This is a genomic window from Phyllobacterium sp. P5_D12, assembly GCF_054049495.1.
On sequence record NZ_JBFUMG010000007.1, the window covers coordinates 15,533 to 33,267 of the forward strand.

Consider the following 17,735-nt stretch of genomic DNA (forward strand, 5'->3'; position numbering starts at 1 on the left):
AGGGTGCGTTAGTCCAGCTTCAGATAGTCGGCGAAGCGGGCGGCGTCGTTGATGGTGATCTTGTCGAGCTTGTTTTCGCCGAGGCCCCATTTGTCGAAGATTTTGGCATAGGAGCCGTCATCGATCATCGATTGAAGGGTAGCGGCGAGGGCGTCGCGCAACTGGTTGCTTTCCTTGCCGACGAGCACGGCCTGATACCCGACGGCATATTGCGCACCGGGAACGAGTTCGATCTTCTTGTTGCCTTCCGGCTGGTGCTGCAGGCTGTAGGCGGCAACGCCGGTCGTATCCATGGAAAGGTCGACGCGTCCGCTCTGCAGCGCGATCTTGATCTGATCGTTGGAGGGGAACTGCATGACGTTGAGCGGCTTGTCCGCCGGGCAGAGGCCTTTTTGCTTGTCGAGAAGTTCGAGCGGAATCGAGCCCTGGACCGCGCCGGCATTCAAACCGCAGGCATCCTTCAACTTGTGGATGTTCTTCGGGTTGCCTTCGAGTACGATGATGCTGGTGCCTTCAAGCATGTAGTTGACGATGTCGACGATCTTTTCACGCTCGGCGAAGTCGCCGAAAGCTGACATGCCGATGTCGAAGCGGCCGGCCTGTATGCCCGGAATGATGCTGGCGAACTGTGCCGGCATGTCCGTGAACTTGACGCCGAGACGCGTGCCCATCTCGTCGCGCAGCTCGCGCTCCAGTCCGATGATGGTCTTGTTGTCCTCGCCATAAAAGTCATAGGGCGGCGTTTGCGGTTCGGTTCCGACCTTGATTTCGCCCGCGGTCTTGATCTTCTCCGGAAGCATATCGTGCAGCTTCTGGTCGGTGTCGGCGGCAAAGCCAGCCGTACCCGCCATGAGGACGGCGAGGGTGGCAAGAGACAGTTTCAACAATCTGGTATTCATGGCATTCCCCTTTTCTTGATGCACGTGAAAGACGTGCGGCCTTCAGACAACCGGTCCGGTCAGTGCATTCGTCTGAGAAATGTTTTGGTTCGCTCATGCTGCGGCGCGTCGATGACCTGCCGCGCCGGGCCTTCCTCGACCACGACGCCCTGATCCATGAAGATCACGCGGTCGGCGACCTCCCGTGCGAAGGCAAGTTCATGCGTGACGACGAGCATCGTCATGCCATCGGCTGCGAGCTTGCGCATGACCGCCAGCACTTCGCCGACGAGTTCCGGATCGAGCGCCGAGGTGGGCTCGTCGAACAGCATCAGCTTCGGGTTCATGGCAAGCGCACGGGCAATGGCGACCCGCTGCTGCTGACCGCCGGAAAGCTGGTAAGGATAGGCATCCTCCCKACCCTCGAGATCGACGAGCTTCAATAATTCCCTGGCGCGGGCGAAGGCCTGTTCGCGCGATTGGCCGCGGATCAGTATGGGCGCCTGCGAGATGTTGGTGAGCACGTCATGATGCGCGAAGAGATTGAACCGCTGGAACACCATGCCGATGTCCTGGCGCTGCCGGGCGAGTTCCTTGCCGCTCATCTCGTAGAGCATGCCATGGCGCTCGTTGTAGCCGATCAAATGGCCGTCAACCAGGATGCGCCCGCCTGTCATGCGTTCAAGATGGTTGATACAGCGCAGAAACGTCGATTTGCCGCTCCCCGACGGGCCGAGCAGGCAGACGACTTCGCCCTTGCGGATCGTCAGGTTGATCCCCTTCAGGACCTCGTGCGCGCCGAATGATTTGCGTACATCTAGAGCTTCGACCATAGCGCCGTTGCTGTCCTTGAGTGCTGGTTGCTCGCTCATCCGTTGCTCCCTTCGGCACGAAGCAGGCGCAGGGCAGCACGCCAGGCCATGGGTGCGTCGCTGGTGGACCGGCCAAGCCGGCGTTCGATCACGTATTGCAAGCTCGAAGCGACCGTCGTCATCACGAGGTACCAGATGCTGGCGACGATCAGGAGCTCGATGATGAGGAAGTTCTTGGCGTAGATGTTCTGGGCGCGGGTCAGGAGATCCTGCGCCGCAACCACCGAAACGAGTGAGGTCGTCTTCAACATCGAAATCGTCTGGTTGCCGATCGGCGGGATAATAACCCGCAGCGCCTGCGGAAAGATGATACGCAGCATCGCCTGGCTCGGCGTATAGCCCAGCGCTTTCGCGGCTTCCTGCTGGCCGCTGTCGACCGCCATCAATCCGCCGCGCATAATTTCCGCCATGTAGGCCGCCTCGTTGAGGCTCAGGGCCAGCAAGGCGGCGACAAAGGCGGTGATGATCGAGTTCGTATCGAAATGGATAGAGCCGATATCGATGCTCGGGATGAAGAGCTGGATATTGAACCAGAAGATGATCTGGACGAGCAGCGGCGTGCCGCGGAAGAACCAGATGTACAGGCTGGCAAAGCCGCTGACGATCGCGTTCGGCGAAAGGCGCATCATCGCCAGCACCCCGCCGGCAACGATGCTGATCAGCATCGAAAGCACCGTGAAAAGGATGGTAAGCTTGATGCCTTCCAGAATGGTTTCATCGAAGAGGTATTGCGGGATCGCCGACCATGTGATGTGGCGGCTCATGATGACCATGGCCAGCAGAAAACCAACGATCACGATGAGGACGATGGCGATCACCCATTGGCCCCAGTTGCGCGCAGGAATGATCCTTTGTTCGCTCATGCCGCCCTCCAGTCGCCTTCGTTCGAGATAGTGCCGGCAACATGGGGGAGCGGCAGATAGGCTGGGCGCTCTCCCGCCTGCAATTGCCGCGCGAGCGCCATGGCGCCGATCACTGGCGGTTCGCGCAGAAGCGTCAATTTCCAGTCTGGCGCGACGGTCGCGAGTGCCGACTGGAACGCTTCGAAAAGACGGGGCTGGCGCGTGATCACGCCGCCCCCCGTAACGATATCGTTCCCCGGTGCGCCGCGATCGATCAGGCGCGAGACCAATGCTGCGAGCGCCTTTCCGCCTTGCGCTATGACATCAAGCGCGAGCGCCGATCCGGCATCGGCTGCCGCGAAGACCAGCGGTACGAAACCGCCAATTCTGGCGGCGCTTCCCTGATCGCCCAGCGCGCGTCCGAGTTCAACGGGATTGTCGATGTCAAGTGCCTGAAGCAGGCTGCGGCCCAGCTGCTCCAGAGGTTCGCCTGAATCGAGCGACCTGCGTACTGCGCGTGCCGCCTCCCGTACCAGGCCGGCGGCGCTGCCTTCGTCGCCGAGATACCATCCCCAACCGCCGGCTGCGATCATCCGCCTGTCATCGCTTCGGGCAACGGCGATGGAGCCTGTGCCACAGATAACCGAGATGCCGACATCCTTGCCTGCCGCCGGAAGAAGCAGTTCTGAATCGTTGAGGACCAATACCACCGTTGCCGGCAGCAGCTGTGCGAGCCGCTGTTGAAAAGCCCCGCATTCCTCGTCGGTATCGCAGCCATGCGAACCCGCAACCAGAACTTCGGGCAGTTTGCCCCCGGTCATTTTCGTCAAGGCTGCAATGAGCGCGGCAGCGTCGGCTTCGGCGTTCTGCCGCGCTCGCCACTCAGAAGTCGGCATCGATATATCGGAGACCGCCAGGCCATTGTCCGCTTTCATTTGCGTCTTCGTTCCGCCGATATCGATTCCCACGAGCATGGATGCGCCTTCACCAAATTCTTATTATTAGGTAACTTACCTAATTAATTAACTTTGGCAAGAAGCGTCTCAAAGAAACTTCATAAATGTGCTTGTGGTCGGTGCTTCGGAACGTCTTGCGGGCCGAGACGCCCGCAAGTTACCGCTGGGAGGTCTCACATCGTCTTCACATGGGCAACCAGCTGATCGAGTGCTCTTCCCCAGCCGTCGTGAAAGCCCATTTCCTCGTGCTGCTTTCTGACTGCTTGGTCGCGGTGGATTGCCATTGCCGTATAGCGCGTCCCGCTGCCTTCGGTGGCGAATGAGACAACGCCGGTAAAGAGCGGATTTTCCGAAGGCCGGTAGCCGGGAAGCAGCGCATCTGTAAAGACCAGCCGCTCGTTCGGCACGACCTCGAGATAGCAGCCCATATTCGGAAATTCCTTTCCCTCAGGCGATACCATGATCGTGCGGAACACGCCGCCGGGGCGCAGGTCGATCTCGCATTCCTTCGTCGACCACGGTGCGGGGGTGAACCATTTAACGATATGTTCAGGTGTGGTCCACGCTTTCCACACGAGATCGCGCGGCACATCGATGACGCGTTCGAGAATGAGGTCGCGCTGGGGATCGGGCTTGATGATCGAAGTCGTGTTCATGGGTTCTGCTCCTTCAGGGTCATGAGATATTCATCGAGTTGATCGAGACGTCGTTCCCATAATTGGCGTTGCTTCGCCAACCAGTCTTCCACCAGTTTCAGTGGTTCCGGCGCGAGCCTGTAGGTCCGCACGCGCCCGGACTTTCTGGAGCTCACGAGCCCGCATCCTTCCAGAATTTTCAGGTGCGCGACGAAAGACGGCATGGCCATGTCGAAGGGCTCCGCGAGCTCGCTGACGGAAGCGGGGCTGCTGCCGAGCCGTTCCAGTACGTGACGCCGCGTCGGGTCGGACAGCGCGCGGAAGATGCCGTCTACTGGCGGTATTGAAGAAGCTGCATTGGTTGCGAGGCCGCTCATGCTCATTCCCTTTCACGCCATGCCTGATGTGTAGATACTTAGGATATTTCCTAAGTATTGGCAAACTAATTTAAGCGCAGTTGCAAAAAGCCGTAATATTTGCGCAATTGGGGTCGCTGATGCCCGCACCGCTGGCCGAATCAGGCAGTGAACACGGTGGAACAGTTTCATGACGACAAGCGATGTATGGACTTTTATTCGCGCCCTGATCACCAATCCATCGCGAGTCAGCGCGATCGCTCCCTCCAGTGCGGCTTTGGCAAGGCTCATTACCAGCGAAATCGGTGCTGCTTCCGGTCCCGTMCTTGAACTTGGCCCGGGCACAGGCGTCTTTACGGATGCCTTGCTGGCCCGCGGTGTGAGCCCGGGTAACCTGACGTTGATCGAATACGGCGCTGAGTTTGCAAGATTGTTGCAGACGCGGTTCCCCGGCATGCGAATCCTGCAGATGGATGCCTCACAGCTCGGCGGACAGGATTTGTTCAAGGCTGAACCAGCGGGTGCCGTCGTCAGCGGACTGCCGTTCCTGAGCATGCCCGACAAGGTCGCGGCTATTCTCAACGGCGCCTTCAGCAATCTGCGCAACGACGGCGCCTTTTACCAATTCACCTATGGCTTCCGCTGCCCTGTGCCAGCAGCTGTTTTGAACGAACTTGACCTCGAGGCCGTGTGCATAGGCCGCGCCTTCTGCAATCTGCCTCCGGCGGCCGTCTACCGCATCACGCGCCGCGGTGTGGAGATCAAGCAGACGATTGGATAACTGGTGGTCCAAAGGTTAAGGGGCACCAATCTTCCCATAATGAAGGGGTACCAGCCTTTCCGTCACCAGTGAAGGGCACCACCCTTTGCCGTCATCCTCGGGCTTGACCCGAGGACCCATGGCTGAGAAGCGTTCCGATAGCAATTGGTGCGGGGCAATCCAGATCGTGTGAACCCAATGACAGCTTCTTCGCTGCTGTATTTGGCTGGACAGCGTTGAATTGGGAGATATGACGTGCTCCTTAACCGTGGGTCCTCGGGTCAAGCCCGAGGATGACGGAAAGGGGAGGAGCAATACCCCAACCGATCACACAAAATCAYGTAACGATCAAATTTATTGGCTTGTCACCGGATTGCGCGGCGATAATGTCCCGCCGATGATCCAACCTGCCGCATCTCCCGTTCGTTTCGCTCTTGGCGGTCTGGTGGCCATGGCGGTCGGCATGGGTATTGGCCGGTTCATCTTCACGCCGATCCTGCCCGGCATGATGAGCGAGCTTGGCCTGGCACCGGGCGACGCCGGCCTTATCGCCTCGGCCAATTATTTCGGTTATCTGCTCGGCGCCATCATTGCTGGTTTCGGCTGGGCGTCGGGCATCGAGCGACCTTTGGTCTATGTGTCCCTCGCCGCAAGCGCTGCGCTTTGTTTCGCCATGAGCGTCAGCGACGGAGTGATGCTCTTCTCCATCATCCGTTTCTTTGCGGGCGTTGCCAGCGCCTTCATGCTGGTATTCACCGCAACGATTGTCTTCAGTCATCTCGCCGCTGCCAACCGGCAGGATTTGCAGGCGATGCATTTCGGCGGCGTTGGCACCGGCATAGCGATTTCCTCTCTGCTCGTTGCCGCAAGTTCGGCCAGCGGTCATGGCTGGCGGGAAGACTGGATCGGCGCGGCTGTACTTTCCGCTCTCGGCCTCATCGCCGTCTTCGCGCTGATACGGCAAGGCCCGGTGCGCAGCGGTTCGGCTGCAGCGGAGCCGCCCATCGTCTGGACGCCGGAATTCATCAAGATCAGCATTGCCTATGGCCTGTTCGGCTTCGGCTACATTATTACCGCAACGTTCATCATCGCCATCGTTCGCTCAAGCCATGGCAGCCCGTGGATGGAAGCGCTGGTCTGGTTCGTCACGGGCACTGCGGGCGCCATATCCGTCTGGCTCTGGACACCGCTCTTGCGGCGCGCCGGTCCGTTTATCGCGCTCGCTCTGGGCTGTGCGGTTCAGGCTGTCGGCGTCGCAGCAAGTGTCGTCCTGCCATCGCCGGCCGGGCCCTTGCTGGGCGGTCTCCTGCTGGGGCTGACCTTTATCGTCATCACCGCCTTCGGCTTTCAGGCGGGGCGGGTGCTTCTGCCGCATTCACAGCGCCGCGTCATGGCGGTGATGACCGCCGCATTCGGTATCGGCCAGATCATCGGACCGCTGATCGGCGGATATGTCGCCAACATCACCGGCGACTTCACCATTGCCACGCTTGCTGCGGCAGCGGGTCTCGTTGTGGCGGCGCTCTTTGCATTTTCCGCGGGACGTAGAAAGCCTTGAGTGCCTGATCTTCCGGGTTGCATTACTAATATGCATGGTTCGACAAGCTCACCATGAGGGTGGTGGTTTGATTGCAGGAGCCAAGAGGTTACAGGTCGCAATTATCGGTCCATGCCGGTTATCCCTGCGACCAACCAACGTCCCTCATGGTGAGCCTGTCGAACCACGCATAGCTGTTGTGCCGTAGAGATCGCCCACCAACATATCCAAATCATTACAGCAATTTAATTACGGCGGTTCCCTCTTTGCCCTATTCATGCTGTTAAAGTCGTGCAACTCGTAACACCACCAAACTGCAAGACTTTTCACTCGAGGAACCTACCGTGTTTGTCTCATTTTTCCCCAGGCCAAAGCTCTTTTTCATTTCCGCGGTACTTTGGGCGTTGGCGGCTATCTTCCTCTGGTATTTTGGCGGCCAGCAGTTTGGCGGTAATTTTGGTCTGCCACCCGCTGCCCCGGGTACGCCGGCGATTGTTGGCGTTGCCCTCTTCGTGTCGAAACCGTTTCTCTGGTTCTACATTTACTACGCCGCCGCAACGTTGCTGTTCTATGCGTTCTGGGTCTTCTACAGTCCGCATCCATGGCAAAACTGGTCCGTCCTCGGCTCCGCATTGATCATCTTTGCCACCTATTTTTCCGTTCAGGTCAGCGTTGCTTTCAACGCGTGGTACGGGCCGTATTATGATCTCATTCAGGCGGCGTTGGCCAAGACGACCCCCGTCACCGCCGAACAGCTATATCTCGGCCTTGTCGATATCTCGGGCATTGCCTTTGTGGCGGTCACGATTGGTTCGATAAATGCCTTTTTCATCAGCCACTATATCTTCCGCTGGCGCACGGCGATGAACAATTTCTACATGCAGCATTGGGAACAACTTCGGCATATTGAAGGTGCCTCGCAGCGTGTTCAGGAAGATACAATGCGGTTCTCCACGACCGTGGAAGGCCTCGGCGTCAGTCTGGTTCGCTCTGTGATGACATTGATCGCTTTCTTGCCAGTGCTGTTCACCCTTTCCAAGGAAGTAACCGAACTTCCGATCATCGGCGAAATACCCTATGCGCTGGTATGGGCCGCGGTAGGCTGGTCCCTGTTTGGAACCGTTTTTCTCGCTGTGGTCGGCTACAGATTGCCGGGGCTGGAGTTCCGCAATCAGCGTGTCGAGGCGGCATATCGTAAGGAGTTGGTCTACGGCGAGGACAATGAGAGCAGGGCACAGCCCCCGACGATGGCCCAGCTGTTTTCGAATGTCAGGAAAAACTATTTCCGTTTGTACTTCAACTATCTGTATTTCAATGTCGCCCGCATCCTCTATCTCCAGGCCGACAACATCTTCTCGCTGCTAGTGCTCATTCCTTCGATCGCTGCGGGCAAACTTTCGCTCGGGCTGATGACGCAGATATCCAACGTGTTCGACCAGGTGCGCGAGTCGTTCCAGTACCTCGTAAATTCATGGTCTACGATCGTCGAATTGCTGTCGATCTACAAACGCCTACGCGCGTTCGAATCGGTGATCTACGACGAACCCTTGCCGGAGATTGATCAGCATTTTCTGCGGACCCAATCCGAAGCGTGACTATCCCATAGCGGGCGGCGGCTAGAGCAAAACTTGCTCTAGATCCCGCCGCTCGCGGCCGGTTTCAAAAGGTCCGCGCCGGCGACCGGCATTGTTCCGCCAGTCTCCTTCAAATATTCGCTGTAGGTCGTGCAGCGCACGTCCGCCTTGACGCAGACCTCGCTGGTAAAGCGCTCCAGCGCGCGCCAATAGGCATCGCCATTCATCAGCGTAAAGTGCAGGCCGATCTGGAACGGAATGCGCTTTCCCTCATACTGACGCTCAAAGGCGCCCTTGAATGCGTCATAGGCGCGGTTCTCGAATTCGTCGAGGTGATCGGGGCGCTCCACTGCCCCCGAATGGCGCACGAAGAGATTATAGTCCATGGCGATGACCGGCTTGTTCTTCGGCCCCTCGTCGATCGTCGGCAGTCCGAATTGATAAAGACCCTCGGCATGCAACGGCAGAGCCGGGCCGCGTGACACACCGCTGCCGTCGAAGACATAGCCCTTGTCCCTCAACGCTGAAAGCAGTGCGGGACCTTCCGAAAGGTAAGGCGCGCGGAACCCGCGTATTTCCGCATCGACAAAGTGCTTCCAGCCTGCCGGCTCCGGGTCCGTGCCATATTTGCTCCAGGCATTGCCGAGCACTTGTTTATATGTCGTCAATTCATGTTCCCAGTCCGCCTTCGACCAGGTCTTCCCGTCGAAATGCCCGCAGGCATGGCTGGCGATCTCGTTGCCCTCGTTGCGCGCCCGCCAGATATTGTCGAGGCGCTGGGCAATATCCTGCTTCGATGTGGCAAAGCCGATGTTGGAACGTCCCGCCGGTTCTTTCGGCGCCTGGTAGGACTTGCGGTCGGCGCGGTCGATCAAGAATACGCAGGAGAGGAAATAGGTGAATTTGGCGTTTGAACGTTGTGCCAATGCCCGGCTGCGGTCCCAAAGCGCGTTGCTGCCGGAATTATCGAACGAGATCAGCACGTATTGCGGCTTGGCGCCAATCGAACCGCGCAGCTCCACCCCACTTGTTGCCAGGGCGGGCACGGATACTGAGAACGCGAGGGACGCGGCAAGAACGGTACAGGTCGAACGCATGATGCGGGATACGCGGCTCCGGGGGAGGGATACTAGTGGTCCGATTCTAACATTTGCACCCCACCTATACCAATCACTCACAAATGTTAGAATCGAAAGACCACTAGCAAATTCAATATGCTAGTGGAGCTTTGGATTTGACATTCGCTTGGGAGACCGATGTCACGCGGGACGCGAATGTCAAAATCCGCTCCACTGGTCGCTACAGGTGAAATGTGGCGATGATCGGACGCGGCGATCCACCGCAAGCGATACGCCTTCTAACCCGTGCCGCATGGGTCTATCTTCCCGCCAGCATTGAGGGAGGCGGTCATGCTGATACTGATTCTTGGGATCATCGTTTTTCTTGGAATTCATTCGGTGCGCATCGTTGCGCCGGAATGGCGTCTCGCCAAGATGGAACAGTGGGGCGAGAACACGTGGAAAGGCCTATACTCGGTCATTTCGCTGATCGGATTCGTGCTTCTCGTGTGGGGCTACGGCATGGCACGGCCCGACGCACCGGTGCTCTACGAACCGCCAGTCTGGATGAAACACATCACCGCGCTGTTGATGCTGTTCGCCTTCATTTTCCTTGGGATATTCATTGCAAAAGCCGGCCGCATGAAACCCGCGCTGAAACATCCCATGCTGATCGCCATCAAGACCTGGGCGCTGGCGCATCTGCTCGCCAATGGCGATCTTGCGTCGCTCATCCTGTTTCTGTCGTTCCTCGCCTGGGCTGTCGTCGATCGCATCGCGATTAAGCGGCAGGAGCGGGCAGGGCTTGCGGCGCCCTATATCGTTCCCGGCCCGGTCTCCAACGATGTGATCGGCATTGTCATTGGTCTCGTGCTCTACGTGCTCTTCGTATGGAAATTACATGCGCTTTTGATTGGCGTTCAGCCGATGTAGCTCAATTCGAGGGCTATTTTGAAGTTAGCCCTTACATCGCGTAACTTTTCCGACTAAAAGCCCCTGAACTCCATGCGCGGACGGCGAGAGCTGCACCGCGTTTTATCAATTGATCCGGTGGCGCAAGGCTACCCAGAGGCACCATGACTGACGACGGCTTTTTCCGTGAGGTAAATGAAGAACTGCGCTCCGACAAGGTGAAGGCGTTCTGGAAGCGCTACGGCTCGCTCCTGATTGGTGCGGTTGTGGCTCTTGTTGTCGGCACAGGCATCTTTGCCTTCTACGAGTACTGGACGGAAAAGCAGGCTTCGCAGTCCGGCGATCAGTTTCTCGCAGCACTCAACCTTGTCCGCGACGGCAAGAACGACGAAGCGTTGAAGACCCTCGACCAGCTTGAAAAGAATGGTTATGGCGCCTATCCGGTGCTGGCGCGCATGCGTGCAGCCGGTGTCATCGCCCAGAAAGGCGATCTCGCTGGTGCCGTTGCGGCCTTCGACAAGGTGGCCGCCGACACGTCCATTCCGCAGGCTATCCGCGATCTTGCCAAGCTTCGCGCCGCCTTCATCCTGGTCGATACCGGCTCCTATGATGACGTGGCGTCCCGCGCCGAGCCGCTTTCATCCGACAGCAATCCGATGCGCCACTCCGCCCGCGAGGCGCTTGGACTTGCCGCCTGGAAGGCCGGCCGCGGCGCAGATGCGACCAAGCTGTTCCAGCAGATTTCCGATGATCAGGCTGCACCCGCCAATGTGCGCCAGTTCGCCGATACCATGCTTGATCTCTTGAAGAGCACCGGCGCCACACCTGCCGCTGCCGCCGGCTGAAGAACAGGAATTCAATGAGCTTTACCGTCGCAATAATCGGCCGTCCGAATGTCGGTAAGTCCACGCTGTTCAACCGGCTTGTCGGCCGCAAGATTGCGCTCGTTGACGACCTGCCCGGCGTCACCCGCGATCGCCGCGTCCATGGCGCCAAGCTTTATGATCTGAAGTTCGATGTCATCGATACGGCGGGCCTCGAAGAGGTCGACAGCGAATCGCTCGAAGGCCGTATGCGCGCCCAGACCGAACTTGCCATCGGCGAAGCTGATCTCGTCCTTTTCCTTGTCGACGCCAAGGCCGGTATCACGCCGACCGACGTAACCTTCGCCGATCTCGTGCGGCGTGCAGGCAAGAAGGTTATTCTGGTCGCCAACAAGGCGGAGGCACGCGGCGCCGAATCCGGTATGTACGATTCCTACGCGCTCGGTCTCGGCGAGCCGACACCGATTTCGGCGGAACACGGCCAGGGTTTCCCGGACCTGCGCGATGCCATTGTCGAAATCATGGGCGAAGAGCGGGTCTTCCCCGATGAGCATAAAAAGGATGATGCAGACGATAGCATCGCCGTCACCATCCCTGCGGTTCCGCGTTCGCTCGATGAACTGATCGGCGATGATATCGATGATCCCGACACCGACGACATTCCGGCCTATGATGCATCGAAGCCGTTGCGCATTGCGATTGTCGGCCGCCCCAACGCCGGCAAGTCCACTCTCGTCAATACCATGCTTGGCGAAGACCGGCTGCTGACCGGTCCGGAAGCCGGTATCACCCGCGATTCCATCTCTGTCGATTGGGAGTGGAACGGTCGCAAGATCAAGCTTTTCGATACTGCCGGTTTGCGCCGCAAGTCGCGGGTTCAGGGCAAGCTCGAAAAGCTTTCCGTCGGTGACGCGCTCCGTGCCATCCGGTTTGCCGAAGTCGTCATCATTGTGCTCGACGCGACGATCCCCTTCGAGAAGCAGGATCTGCAGATCGCCGATCTGATCATCCGCGAAGGCCGGGCGCCGGTCATCGCGTTCAACAAATGGGACCTCGTCGAAAACCGCCAGATGGTTCTGGCTGACCTGCGCGAAACGACCGAACGCCTGTTGCCGCAGATCCGGGGCATCCGCGCGGTGCCGATTTCCGGCGAGCGCAATCAAGGCATCGACAAGCTTATGGCCGCCGTTGCCTCGACGGACGAGATCTGGAACCGCCGCATTTCGACCGGCCGTCTCAATCGTTGGCTCGAAGGCGTCCTCGCACATCATCCGCCACCCGCCGTCGCCGGCCGGCGCCTCAAAATCAAGTATATCACGCAGGTCAAGACACGTCCGCCGGGCTTCGTCATTTCCTGCTCGCGTCCCGATGCGTTCCCGACATCCTATGTACGCTATCTGGCCAACGGGATTCGCGAGACGTTCGATATTCAGGGCGTGCCCATCCGCCTTGTGCTCCGCACCTCGGACAATCCCTTCGCCGGACGGGCAAAGAAGAAGCGGTAGAGCGTCGCCTCCTTATCTCCCCCCTTGTGGGGGAGAAAGCGATTTCAGCATCTTAGCCCTTGCTAAGTGCTAGAAATCGCMAGAGAGGGGATTTTGCCTCACTGAACTACCCCCTCACTTGGATTTTCCAAGGATTTAGCRAAGAGGCTAAATCCARGAAAATCCTTTCTCTCCCGCAAGGGGAGAGATAATCGGCATCGACCGTGAGTCCTCAAGCCGAATTGTTGCCGCGGCGTCGATCGAATTCTCCCCACTTCGTTAACCCTCCATCAAGGTTAATGCTTCATTTTTACGACCAGAATTGTTCGGTTGTGAGTGGGGTATCGGCGTGCGTTTCTCTGGATTGTTGCGGGCGTGTTCCCAGCTGAGTAACCGGACAGATCGGAATATCATTGGCCCACTGGTCATCGGAGCGGCGATTTACTTGCTCTCCCCGACCGTCACTGCCTACCAGGACATGGCGAGCATGCTGTCCGGTTCTGAGTCCGGCCAAGGCCGCTGGACTTCCTATCTGGAAAAATCCCCGGCCGGCTCCATCCAGAAGGCCAACATGTCCTTCGTTGACGAAAAAGCGATCACGTCCAGCATCCCCGCGAGTGGTATCAATGCGCCCGGCATTGGCCCGATCGTCATCAATGGCTCGCAGAAAGCCCCTGGCGCGACGCCCGATGAAGAACGTATCAATCGCGCTGAAAAACAGGGCCGCATCATCACAATCTCTAAAAAAGCCCCGCCCAAGGCTTTCAGCGCGGGTTCGATCCTGCAGCGTCAAAGCATGCTGATTCGCCCGACGCATGGCGTTGAGGTCGAGATGGCCTTTGCCAAACCGAAGATCGCCGGAAAGGAATTCGAAATCGCGCTTGCATTCCACAACCGCGTCCCCGACAAGCCTGAACCGGATTTGCCGCCGATGCTGGCAAACCTCGTCAACAACAATCAGCCGGATGTTCTGGCACTCGGTTATGCGCCTGCAGCTCCGGATTATTCCAAAACATCTCCGTTCGACACGATCTTGAATGAGCCGAAACTCCCGGGCCGCTTTATTCCGCAACTCGGCGCCGGCGACCATGACTGGCTTGCGACCCCCTTGCCTCCGGTCGTTTTCACTAAAGAAGAACAAAAATGTCTGGCAACCGCCATTTATTTTGAAGCGAGGAGTGAAAGCGTCAAAGGCCAGGCGGCCGTGGCGCAGGTCATTCTCAATCGCGTTCGCAATCCGGCCTATCCGAAAACCATTTGCAAGGTCGTCTACCAGAACGATGACTGGATCAACCGCTGCCAGTTTTCCTTTGCCTGCGAAGGACGCAAACTCAATGTAACCGAGCCCAAGCAATGGAAAGTGGCGCAGGAAGTCGCTATGGCCGTCACATCGGGGCGGATTTTCCTGCCCGAGATTGGCTCGGCCACGCATTATCATGCGGTCTACGTCCGGGCGATGTGGGCCCACACGATGAAGCGCATCGACAGGATCGGCCAGCACATCTTTTATCGCACCTACGGCGGCGGCTGGATTTGATCCTCGGACGCTTGGAAACAACGGGAAAGCTGCTATATTAGAAACTGGAGTGGGGACGGATTTTTCACTCGCCCCCCGTTTCTTATTGTTTGAAATGAACCCGGACGGTCCATGACCAGCTCGTCCGGGTTTTTCTCATAATAAGGGCAATACTAAATGGCTTGTACCACATAGTAGATTACCTCCAGATTTGAGGGCAGGACCTTTGCCCAAAGGTCGAAGCGGCCATCCCTCCGATGCACCGGCTGGCTCGGCGCTTCCTGCTTTAGCCTTCAAATCGCATGAAGCTGTCGCTTTTCATTTACGTTTGGATATTGCGACCCGCAGGAAACGCAGGGTTGAGTGAACGCAATCGGTCAATACGGATCATGGAAGGCGGGCTGGATTTGATCTTCGGACGCTTGGAAACAACGGGAAAACTGCTATATTACGTCTGGAGTGGGGGAACGAGCTTTCGCCCGCCCCCCGTTCGTTATGTGAAGAATTGGACCCGGAGCGTGACTTGCCAGCCAGTCCGGGTCCTTTTCAACATAAGGGTGATGCTAAACGGAAATCTCCGCATAGTTCACCTCCAGATTTGAGGGCAGGGCTTTGCCCAAAGGTCGAAGCGGCCACCCCTTCGATGCACCGGCTGGCTCGGTGCTTCCTGCTTTAGCCCTCAAATCCCATGATGCTGTCGCTTTTCATTTACGGTTGGAACGATGCGACCCGCAAGAAACGCAGGGTTGAACCAGACTGCGCGACATCTGAAATTGTCGTGGCGCACCACTTGATTGGGGTCCGTTCAAGCGCCCCACATCTGCACGATCCGCAGGGATTCGACCGCAAAACTTCGATCAAGAGGTGAGACATATAGTCATATTTGGCTAACATATTGAATTTCACCACGAAAATTACCCTTGAGAGTCTCGGCCATGCGCCTTGACTAGCGTGGACCGTAACAATATGTTGCGCGCGACTTCGAAGCGGGGGTGAAGCCTCGCATTCAGCGTGTAAAGGACATGCCATTGGCCACGGGTAAGGATCCCGATAAGTCAGGTTCTGTCGGTAGCACGCCGGGTGCCGGGAAGATGCTGACTTCGGAGGAACTGGAGAGCCGTCGCCGTGCTCTGGGGGCAAAACTTGCTTCTAGAGGTGCAGCGCGAAAATCCGGTTCAGACGACAAGGGGACGGAAACCGCCTCCGGTGTCGCGCAGGCCATGAAGCTGTCGAGCGAGTTTATCGCCGGCGTTCTGGTTGGTGCGGGGTTGGGCTGGTTAGCTGACCGATTTTTGGGTACTTCACCTTGGGGGCTTATCATTCTGCTCCTCCTTGGTTTTTGTGCTGGAACGCTGAATATCCTGCGCTCTGCGGGACGTGTGGCGGAAAACCGTGGTCTGCAGTCCATCAAGGATGCCGAGCGCGACAAACCGGAATAGCCTTGCGGGCTGATGCTTGCGGGAATGATGCGAGAGAGACGAGGTTACAGTGTCCAACGATCCGATTCATCAATTCCATATCACCAAGTGGATTCCCATTGATCTGGGTGGAATTGATCTATCCTTCACCAATTCGTCTGCCTTCATGGTTGCAACGGTTGGCGTTGCATCGGCATTTCTTTATCTGACCTCCTCCAATCGCGGTCTCATTCCAACCCGCCTGCAATCCATTTCGGAAATGGCCTATGAGTTCGTCGCCTCGACCTTGCGCGAATCGGCAGGCAACGCCGGAATGAAGTTCTTCCCGTTCGTTTTCTCGCTGTTCATGTTCGTGCTCGTTGCCAATATGCTCGGCATGTTTCCTTATTTCTTCACAGTCACCAGCCAGATCATCGTCACCTTTGCGCTTGCTCTTCTGGTGATTGGCACCGTGCTTGCCTATGGTTTTGCCAAGCATGGCTTCAAGTTTCTCGGCGTGTTCATTCCGTCCGGCGTACCCGCGCCGCTGCTTTTGCTGGTGGTGCCGATCGAGATCATCTCGTTCCTTTCCCGTCCGATCAGCCTTTCGGTTCGTCTCTTCGCCAACATGCTTGCTGGCCACATTACGCTGAAAGTGTTTGCTGGTTTCGTCGCTTCCTTGAGCGCTCTCGGTGCGCTCGGTATAGGCGGAGCCGTGCTGCCGCTCGCGATGACAGTGGCGCTGACCGGCCTCGAATTTTTGGTGGCTTTCCTTCAGGCCTACGTCTTCACCGTGCTCACCTGCATGTATCTGAATGACGCAGTCCATCCCGGCGGTCACTAAAAAAGACTTCACCGGCGGAGTTCCGCCAAACGMAATCTATCAATGATGAATCGATCTAAAAGGAGTTTAATATGGATCCGGTAGCAGCAAAGTACATCGGTGCAGGTCTTGCCTGTTTTGGTATGGCCGGAACGGCCCTCGGCCTCGGCAATATTTTCGGCAGCTATCTCTCCGGTGCGTTGCGCAATCCATCAGCAGCTGATGGCCAGTTCGGCCGTCTGGTATTCGGCTTTGCCGTTACCGAAGCTTTGGGCATCTTCTCGCTGCTCATCGCTCTTCTGCTTCTCTTCGCTGTTTAATCTGAACGGCTTGTTACTGGCTGCGCCCGGCGCGGCCAGTTTCTTATCTGCAGCAAACCATGTTTGCTGATTTGGGAAACGCCCGACTTCAAGGGGATTTTATATGTTTGTGTCTTCGGCGAACGCCGCATCCACAACGGAAACAGTCGCTCAGACCGACACGCATGGTACACCCGAACCGGCTGTACCGGGCGCGACGCCTGACGCCCACGCAGCAGAGACGCACACTGAAACCGGTGTGCCGCATCAGCAAGGTGTTTTCCCGCCCTTCGACTCCAGCCATTTTGCATCGCAGATTCTCTGGCTGGCAGTGACATTTGCCGCATTTTACCTGTTCCTGTCCCGGGTGGTTCTGCCACGCATCGGCGGTATCATCGAAACCCGTCGTGATCGCATCGCGACCGATCTCGATCAGGCTGCTCGCATGAAGCAGGACTCGGATGACGCCTTTGCTGCCTATGAGCAGGAGCTCGCCGACGCCAAGAAGAAGGCCGGTGGCATTGCTCAGACCGCCCGTGATGAAGCCAAGGCAAAAGCCGACGCCGAACAGGCGGACATTTCGGCTGCTCTCGAGAAAAAATTGAGCGACGCCGAAGCCAGCATTGCCGCCATCAAGGACAAGGCGATGAAGGAAGTCGGTACGATTGCGGAAGATACTGCAAGCGAGATCGTCAAGAAGATCCTCGGCGGCAGCATCGACAAGGCAAGCATATCCGCCGCGGTCAAAGCTGTTCGGGGCTGAGGAGAATYACAATGGAATTCGACGCAACATTCTATGCCTTGGTCGGTCTCGTCATCTTCCTGGCGCTGATGATCTATCTCAAGGTTCCGGCAGTCGTTAACAAATCGCTCGACGGTCGCGCTGATAAAATTCGCGACGAGCTTGAAGAAGCCCGCCGCCTGCGGGAGGAAGCGCAATCCCTGCTCGCGGAGTTCCAGCGCAAGCGCAAGGAAGCCGAAAAGGAAGCGGGCGAGATCGTCGCCGCTGCCG

General features: G+C 57.7%; 19 protein-coding genes. 12 read left to right on the forward strand and 7 right to left on the reverse strand.

The features are described 5' to 3' along the window. Nucleotides 1–8 precede the first annotated feature (8 nt). The 6 genes from ACXJ5O_RS01275 to ACXJ5O_RS01300 form a co-directional block, all read right to left on the reverse strand. Nucleotides 9–899 (reverse strand): ABC transporter substrate-binding protein, encoded by an 891-nt coding sequence (locus ACXJ5O_RS01275; protein WP_457298291.1) that lies wholly within the window; start codon nt 897–899, stop codon nt 9–11. Between the two features lie 59 nt (nt 900–958). Continuing rightward, entirely contained in the window at nt 959–1,750 is a 792-nt protein-coding gene (locus ACXJ5O_RS01280; RefSeq protein WP_457298292.1) for an amino acid ABC transporter ATP-binding protein, read from the reverse strand. Continuing rightward, nucleotides 1,747–2,613 (reverse strand): amino acid ABC transporter permease, encoded by an 867-nt coding sequence (locus tag ACXJ5O_RS01285; RefSeq protein WP_457298293.1) that lies wholly within the window; start codon nt 2,611–2,613, stop codon nt 1,747–1,749. Before ACXJ5O_RS01285 ends, ACXJ5O_RS01280 begins: the two co-directional genes overlap by 4 nt. Next, nucleotides 2,610–3,566, reverse strand: a complete 957-nt coding sequence (locus tag ACXJ5O_RS01290) for an N-acetylglucosamine kinase (protein ID WP_457298294.1) — start codon at nt 3,564–3,566, stop codon at nt 2,610–2,612. Before ACXJ5O_RS01290 ends, ACXJ5O_RS01285 begins: the two co-directional genes overlap by 4 nt. 155 nt (nt 3,567–3,721) lie before the next feature. Next, entirely contained in the window at nt 3,722–4,204 is a 483-nt protein-coding gene (locus ACXJ5O_RS01295) for an SRPBCC family protein (protein ID WP_457298295.1), read from the reverse strand. Further along, complete coding sequence (locus ACXJ5O_RS01300) at nt 4,201–4,560, reverse strand: ArsR/SmtB family transcription factor (RefSeq protein WP_457298296.1); 360 nt, start codon at nt 4,558–4,560, stop codon at nt 4,201–4,203. The genes ACXJ5O_RS01295 and ACXJ5O_RS01300 overlap by 4 nt, the downstream gene beginning before the upstream one ends. Before the next feature lie 169 nt (nt 4,561–4,729). Between ACXJ5O_RS01300 and ACXJ5O_RS01305 the strand changes: the two genes are divergently transcribed. The 3 genes from ACXJ5O_RS01305 (at nt 4,730) to sbmA (ending at nt 8,431) form a co-directional block, all read left to right on the forward strand. After that, the gene (locus ACXJ5O_RS01305) at nt 4,730–5,320 is read left to right on the forward strand and encodes a class I SAM-dependent methyltransferase (RefSeq protein ID WP_112525828.1); all 591 of its coding nucleotides are present in this window, start codon (nt 4,730–4,732) and stop codon (nt 5,318–5,320) included. A gap of 376 nt (nt 5,321–5,696) precedes the next feature. Continuing rightward, nucleotides 5,697–6,857 (forward strand): YbfB/YjiJ family MFS transporter, encoded by a 1,161-nt coding sequence (locus ACXJ5O_RS01310; RefSeq protein WP_457298297.1) that lies wholly within the window; start codon nt 5,697–5,699, stop codon nt 6,855–6,857. Between the two features lie 323 nt (nt 6,858–7,180). Further along, a complete protein-coding gene (gene sbmA, locus ACXJ5O_RS01315; protein WP_457298298.1) occupies nt 7,181–8,431 on the forward strand; it encodes a peptide antibiotic transporter SbmA in 1,251 nt (416 codons plus the stop codon). A 38-nt stretch (nt 8,432–8,469) separates the two neighbouring features. Here sbmA and ACXJ5O_RS01320 read toward each other — a convergent pair whose 3' ends face one another. Then, on the reverse strand, nt 8,470–9,507 hold the full coding sequence (locus tag ACXJ5O_RS01320) for a polysaccharide deacetylase (RefSeq protein ID WP_457298299.1): 1,038 nt from the start codon (nt 9,505–9,507) through the stop codon (nt 8,470–8,472). Between the two features lie 312 nt (nt 9,508–9,819). Here ACXJ5O_RS01320 and ACXJ5O_RS01325 point away from each other — a divergent pair, with 312 nt between their 5' ends. The 9 genes from ACXJ5O_RS01325 to ACXJ5O_RS01365 form a co-directional block, all read left to right on the forward strand. Then, on the forward strand, nt 9,820–10,401 hold the full coding sequence (locus ACXJ5O_RS01325) for an NnrU family protein (RefSeq protein WP_457298300.1): 582 nt from the start codon (nt 9,820–9,822) through the stop codon (nt 10,399–10,401). Between the two features lie 143 nt (nt 10,402–10,544). After that, nucleotides 10,545–11,225 (forward strand): tetratricopeptide repeat protein, encoded by a 681-nt coding sequence (locus ACXJ5O_RS01330; protein ID WP_457298301.1) that lies wholly within the window; start codon nt 10,545–10,547, stop codon nt 11,223–11,225. A 14-nt stretch (nt 11,226–11,239) separates the two neighbouring features. Further along, entirely contained in the window at nt 11,240–12,709 is a 1,470-nt protein-coding gene (der, locus tag ACXJ5O_RS01335) for a ribosome biogenesis GTPase Der (RefSeq protein ID WP_457298302.1), read from the forward strand. A gap of 457 nt (nt 12,710–13,166) precedes the next feature. Then, entirely contained in the window at nt 13,167–14,225 is a 1,059-nt protein-coding gene (locus ACXJ5O_RS01340) for a cell wall hydrolase (RefSeq protein WP_457298307.1), read from the forward strand. A gap of 1,007 nt (nt 14,226–15,232) precedes the next feature. Further along, complete coding sequence (locus tag ACXJ5O_RS01345) at nt 15,233–15,643, forward strand: AtpZ/AtpI family protein (RefSeq protein WP_112526319.1); 411 nt, start codon at nt 15,233–15,235, stop codon at nt 15,641–15,643. A 49-nt stretch (nt 15,644–15,692) separates the two neighbouring features. Beyond that, nucleotides 15,693–16,445, forward strand: a complete 753-nt coding sequence (locus ACXJ5O_RS01350; protein WP_112525816.1) for a F0F1 ATP synthase subunit A — start codon at nt 15,693–15,695, stop codon at nt 16,443–16,445. 71 nt (nt 16,446–16,516) lie between these two features. Beyond that, nucleotides 16,517–16,744 carry a F0F1 ATP synthase subunit C gene (locus tag ACXJ5O_RS01355; RefSeq protein ID WP_008125314.1) on the forward strand — a complete coding sequence of 76 codons (228 nt, stop codon included), beginning with the start codon at nt 16,517–16,519 and terminating at the stop codon, nt 16,742–16,744. A gap of 103 nt (nt 16,745–16,847) precedes the next feature. Further along, nucleotides 16,848–17,486, forward strand: coding sequence for a F0F1 ATP synthase subunit B (locus ACXJ5O_RS01360; RefSeq protein WP_224512310.1), 639 nt, complete (start codon nt 16,848–16,850; stop codon nt 17,484–17,486). 11 nt (nt 17,487–17,497) lie between these two features. Further along, nucleotides 17,498–17,735 (forward strand): F0F1 ATP synthase subunit B family protein (locus tag ACXJ5O_RS01365; RefSeq protein WP_457298303.1); only part of this gene is annotated, 238 nt, incomplete at its 3' end.

Bases quoted from the DNA above. Each gene is read 5' to 3' on its own strand.
- ACXJ5O_RS01275 (WP_457298291.1), bottom strand. From the start codon at position 899: ATGAATACCAGATTGTTGAAACTGTCTCTTGCCACCCTCGCCGTCCTC.
- ACXJ5O_RS01285 (WP_457298293.1), bottom strand. From the start codon at position 2,613: ATGAGCGAACAAAGGATCATTCCTGCGCGCAACTGGGGCCAATGGGTG.
- ACXJ5O_RS01290 (WP_457298294.1), bottom strand. From the start codon at position 3,566: ATGCTCGTGGGAATCGATATCGGCGGAACGAAGACGCAAATGAAAGCG.
- ACXJ5O_RS01295 (WP_457298295.1), bottom strand. From the start codon at position 4,204: ATGAACACGACTTCGATCATCAAGCCCGATCCCCAGCGCGACCTCATT.
- ACXJ5O_RS01300 (WP_457298296.1), bottom strand. From the start codon at position 4,560: ATGAGCGGCCTCGCAACCAATGCAGCTTCTTCAATACCGCCAGTAGAC.
- ACXJ5O_RS01310 (WP_457298297.1), top strand. From the start codon at position 5,697: ATGATCCAACCTGCCGCATCTCCCGTTCGTTTCGCTCTTGGCGGTCTG.
- ACXJ5O_RS01320 (WP_457298299.1), bottom strand. From the start codon at position 9,507: ATGCGTTCGACCTGTACCGTTCTTGCCGCGTCCCTCGCGTTCTCAGTA.
- ACXJ5O_RS01325 (WP_457298300.1), top strand. From the start codon at position 9,820: ATGCTGATACTGATTCTTGGGATCATCGTTTTTCTTGGAATTCATTCG.
- ACXJ5O_RS01330 (WP_457298301.1), top strand. From the start codon at position 10,545: ATGACTGACGACGGCTTTTTCCGTGAGGTAAATGAAGAACTGCGCTCC.
- der (WP_457298302.1), top strand. From the start codon at position 11,240: ATGAGCTTTACCGTCGCAATAATCGGCCGTCCGAATGTCGGTAAGTCC.
- ACXJ5O_RS01340 (WP_457298307.1), top strand. From the start codon at position 13,167: ATGGCGAGCATGCTGTCCGGTTCTGAGTCCGGCCAAGGCCGCTGGACT.
- ACXJ5O_RS01355 (WP_008125314.1), top strand. From the start codon at position 16,517: ATGGATCCGGTAGCAGCAAAGTACATCGGTGCAGGTCTTGCCTGTTTT.
- ACXJ5O_RS01360 (WP_224512310.1), top strand. From the start codon at position 16,848: ATGTTTGTGTCTTCGGCGAACGCCGCATCCACAACGGAAACAGTCGCT.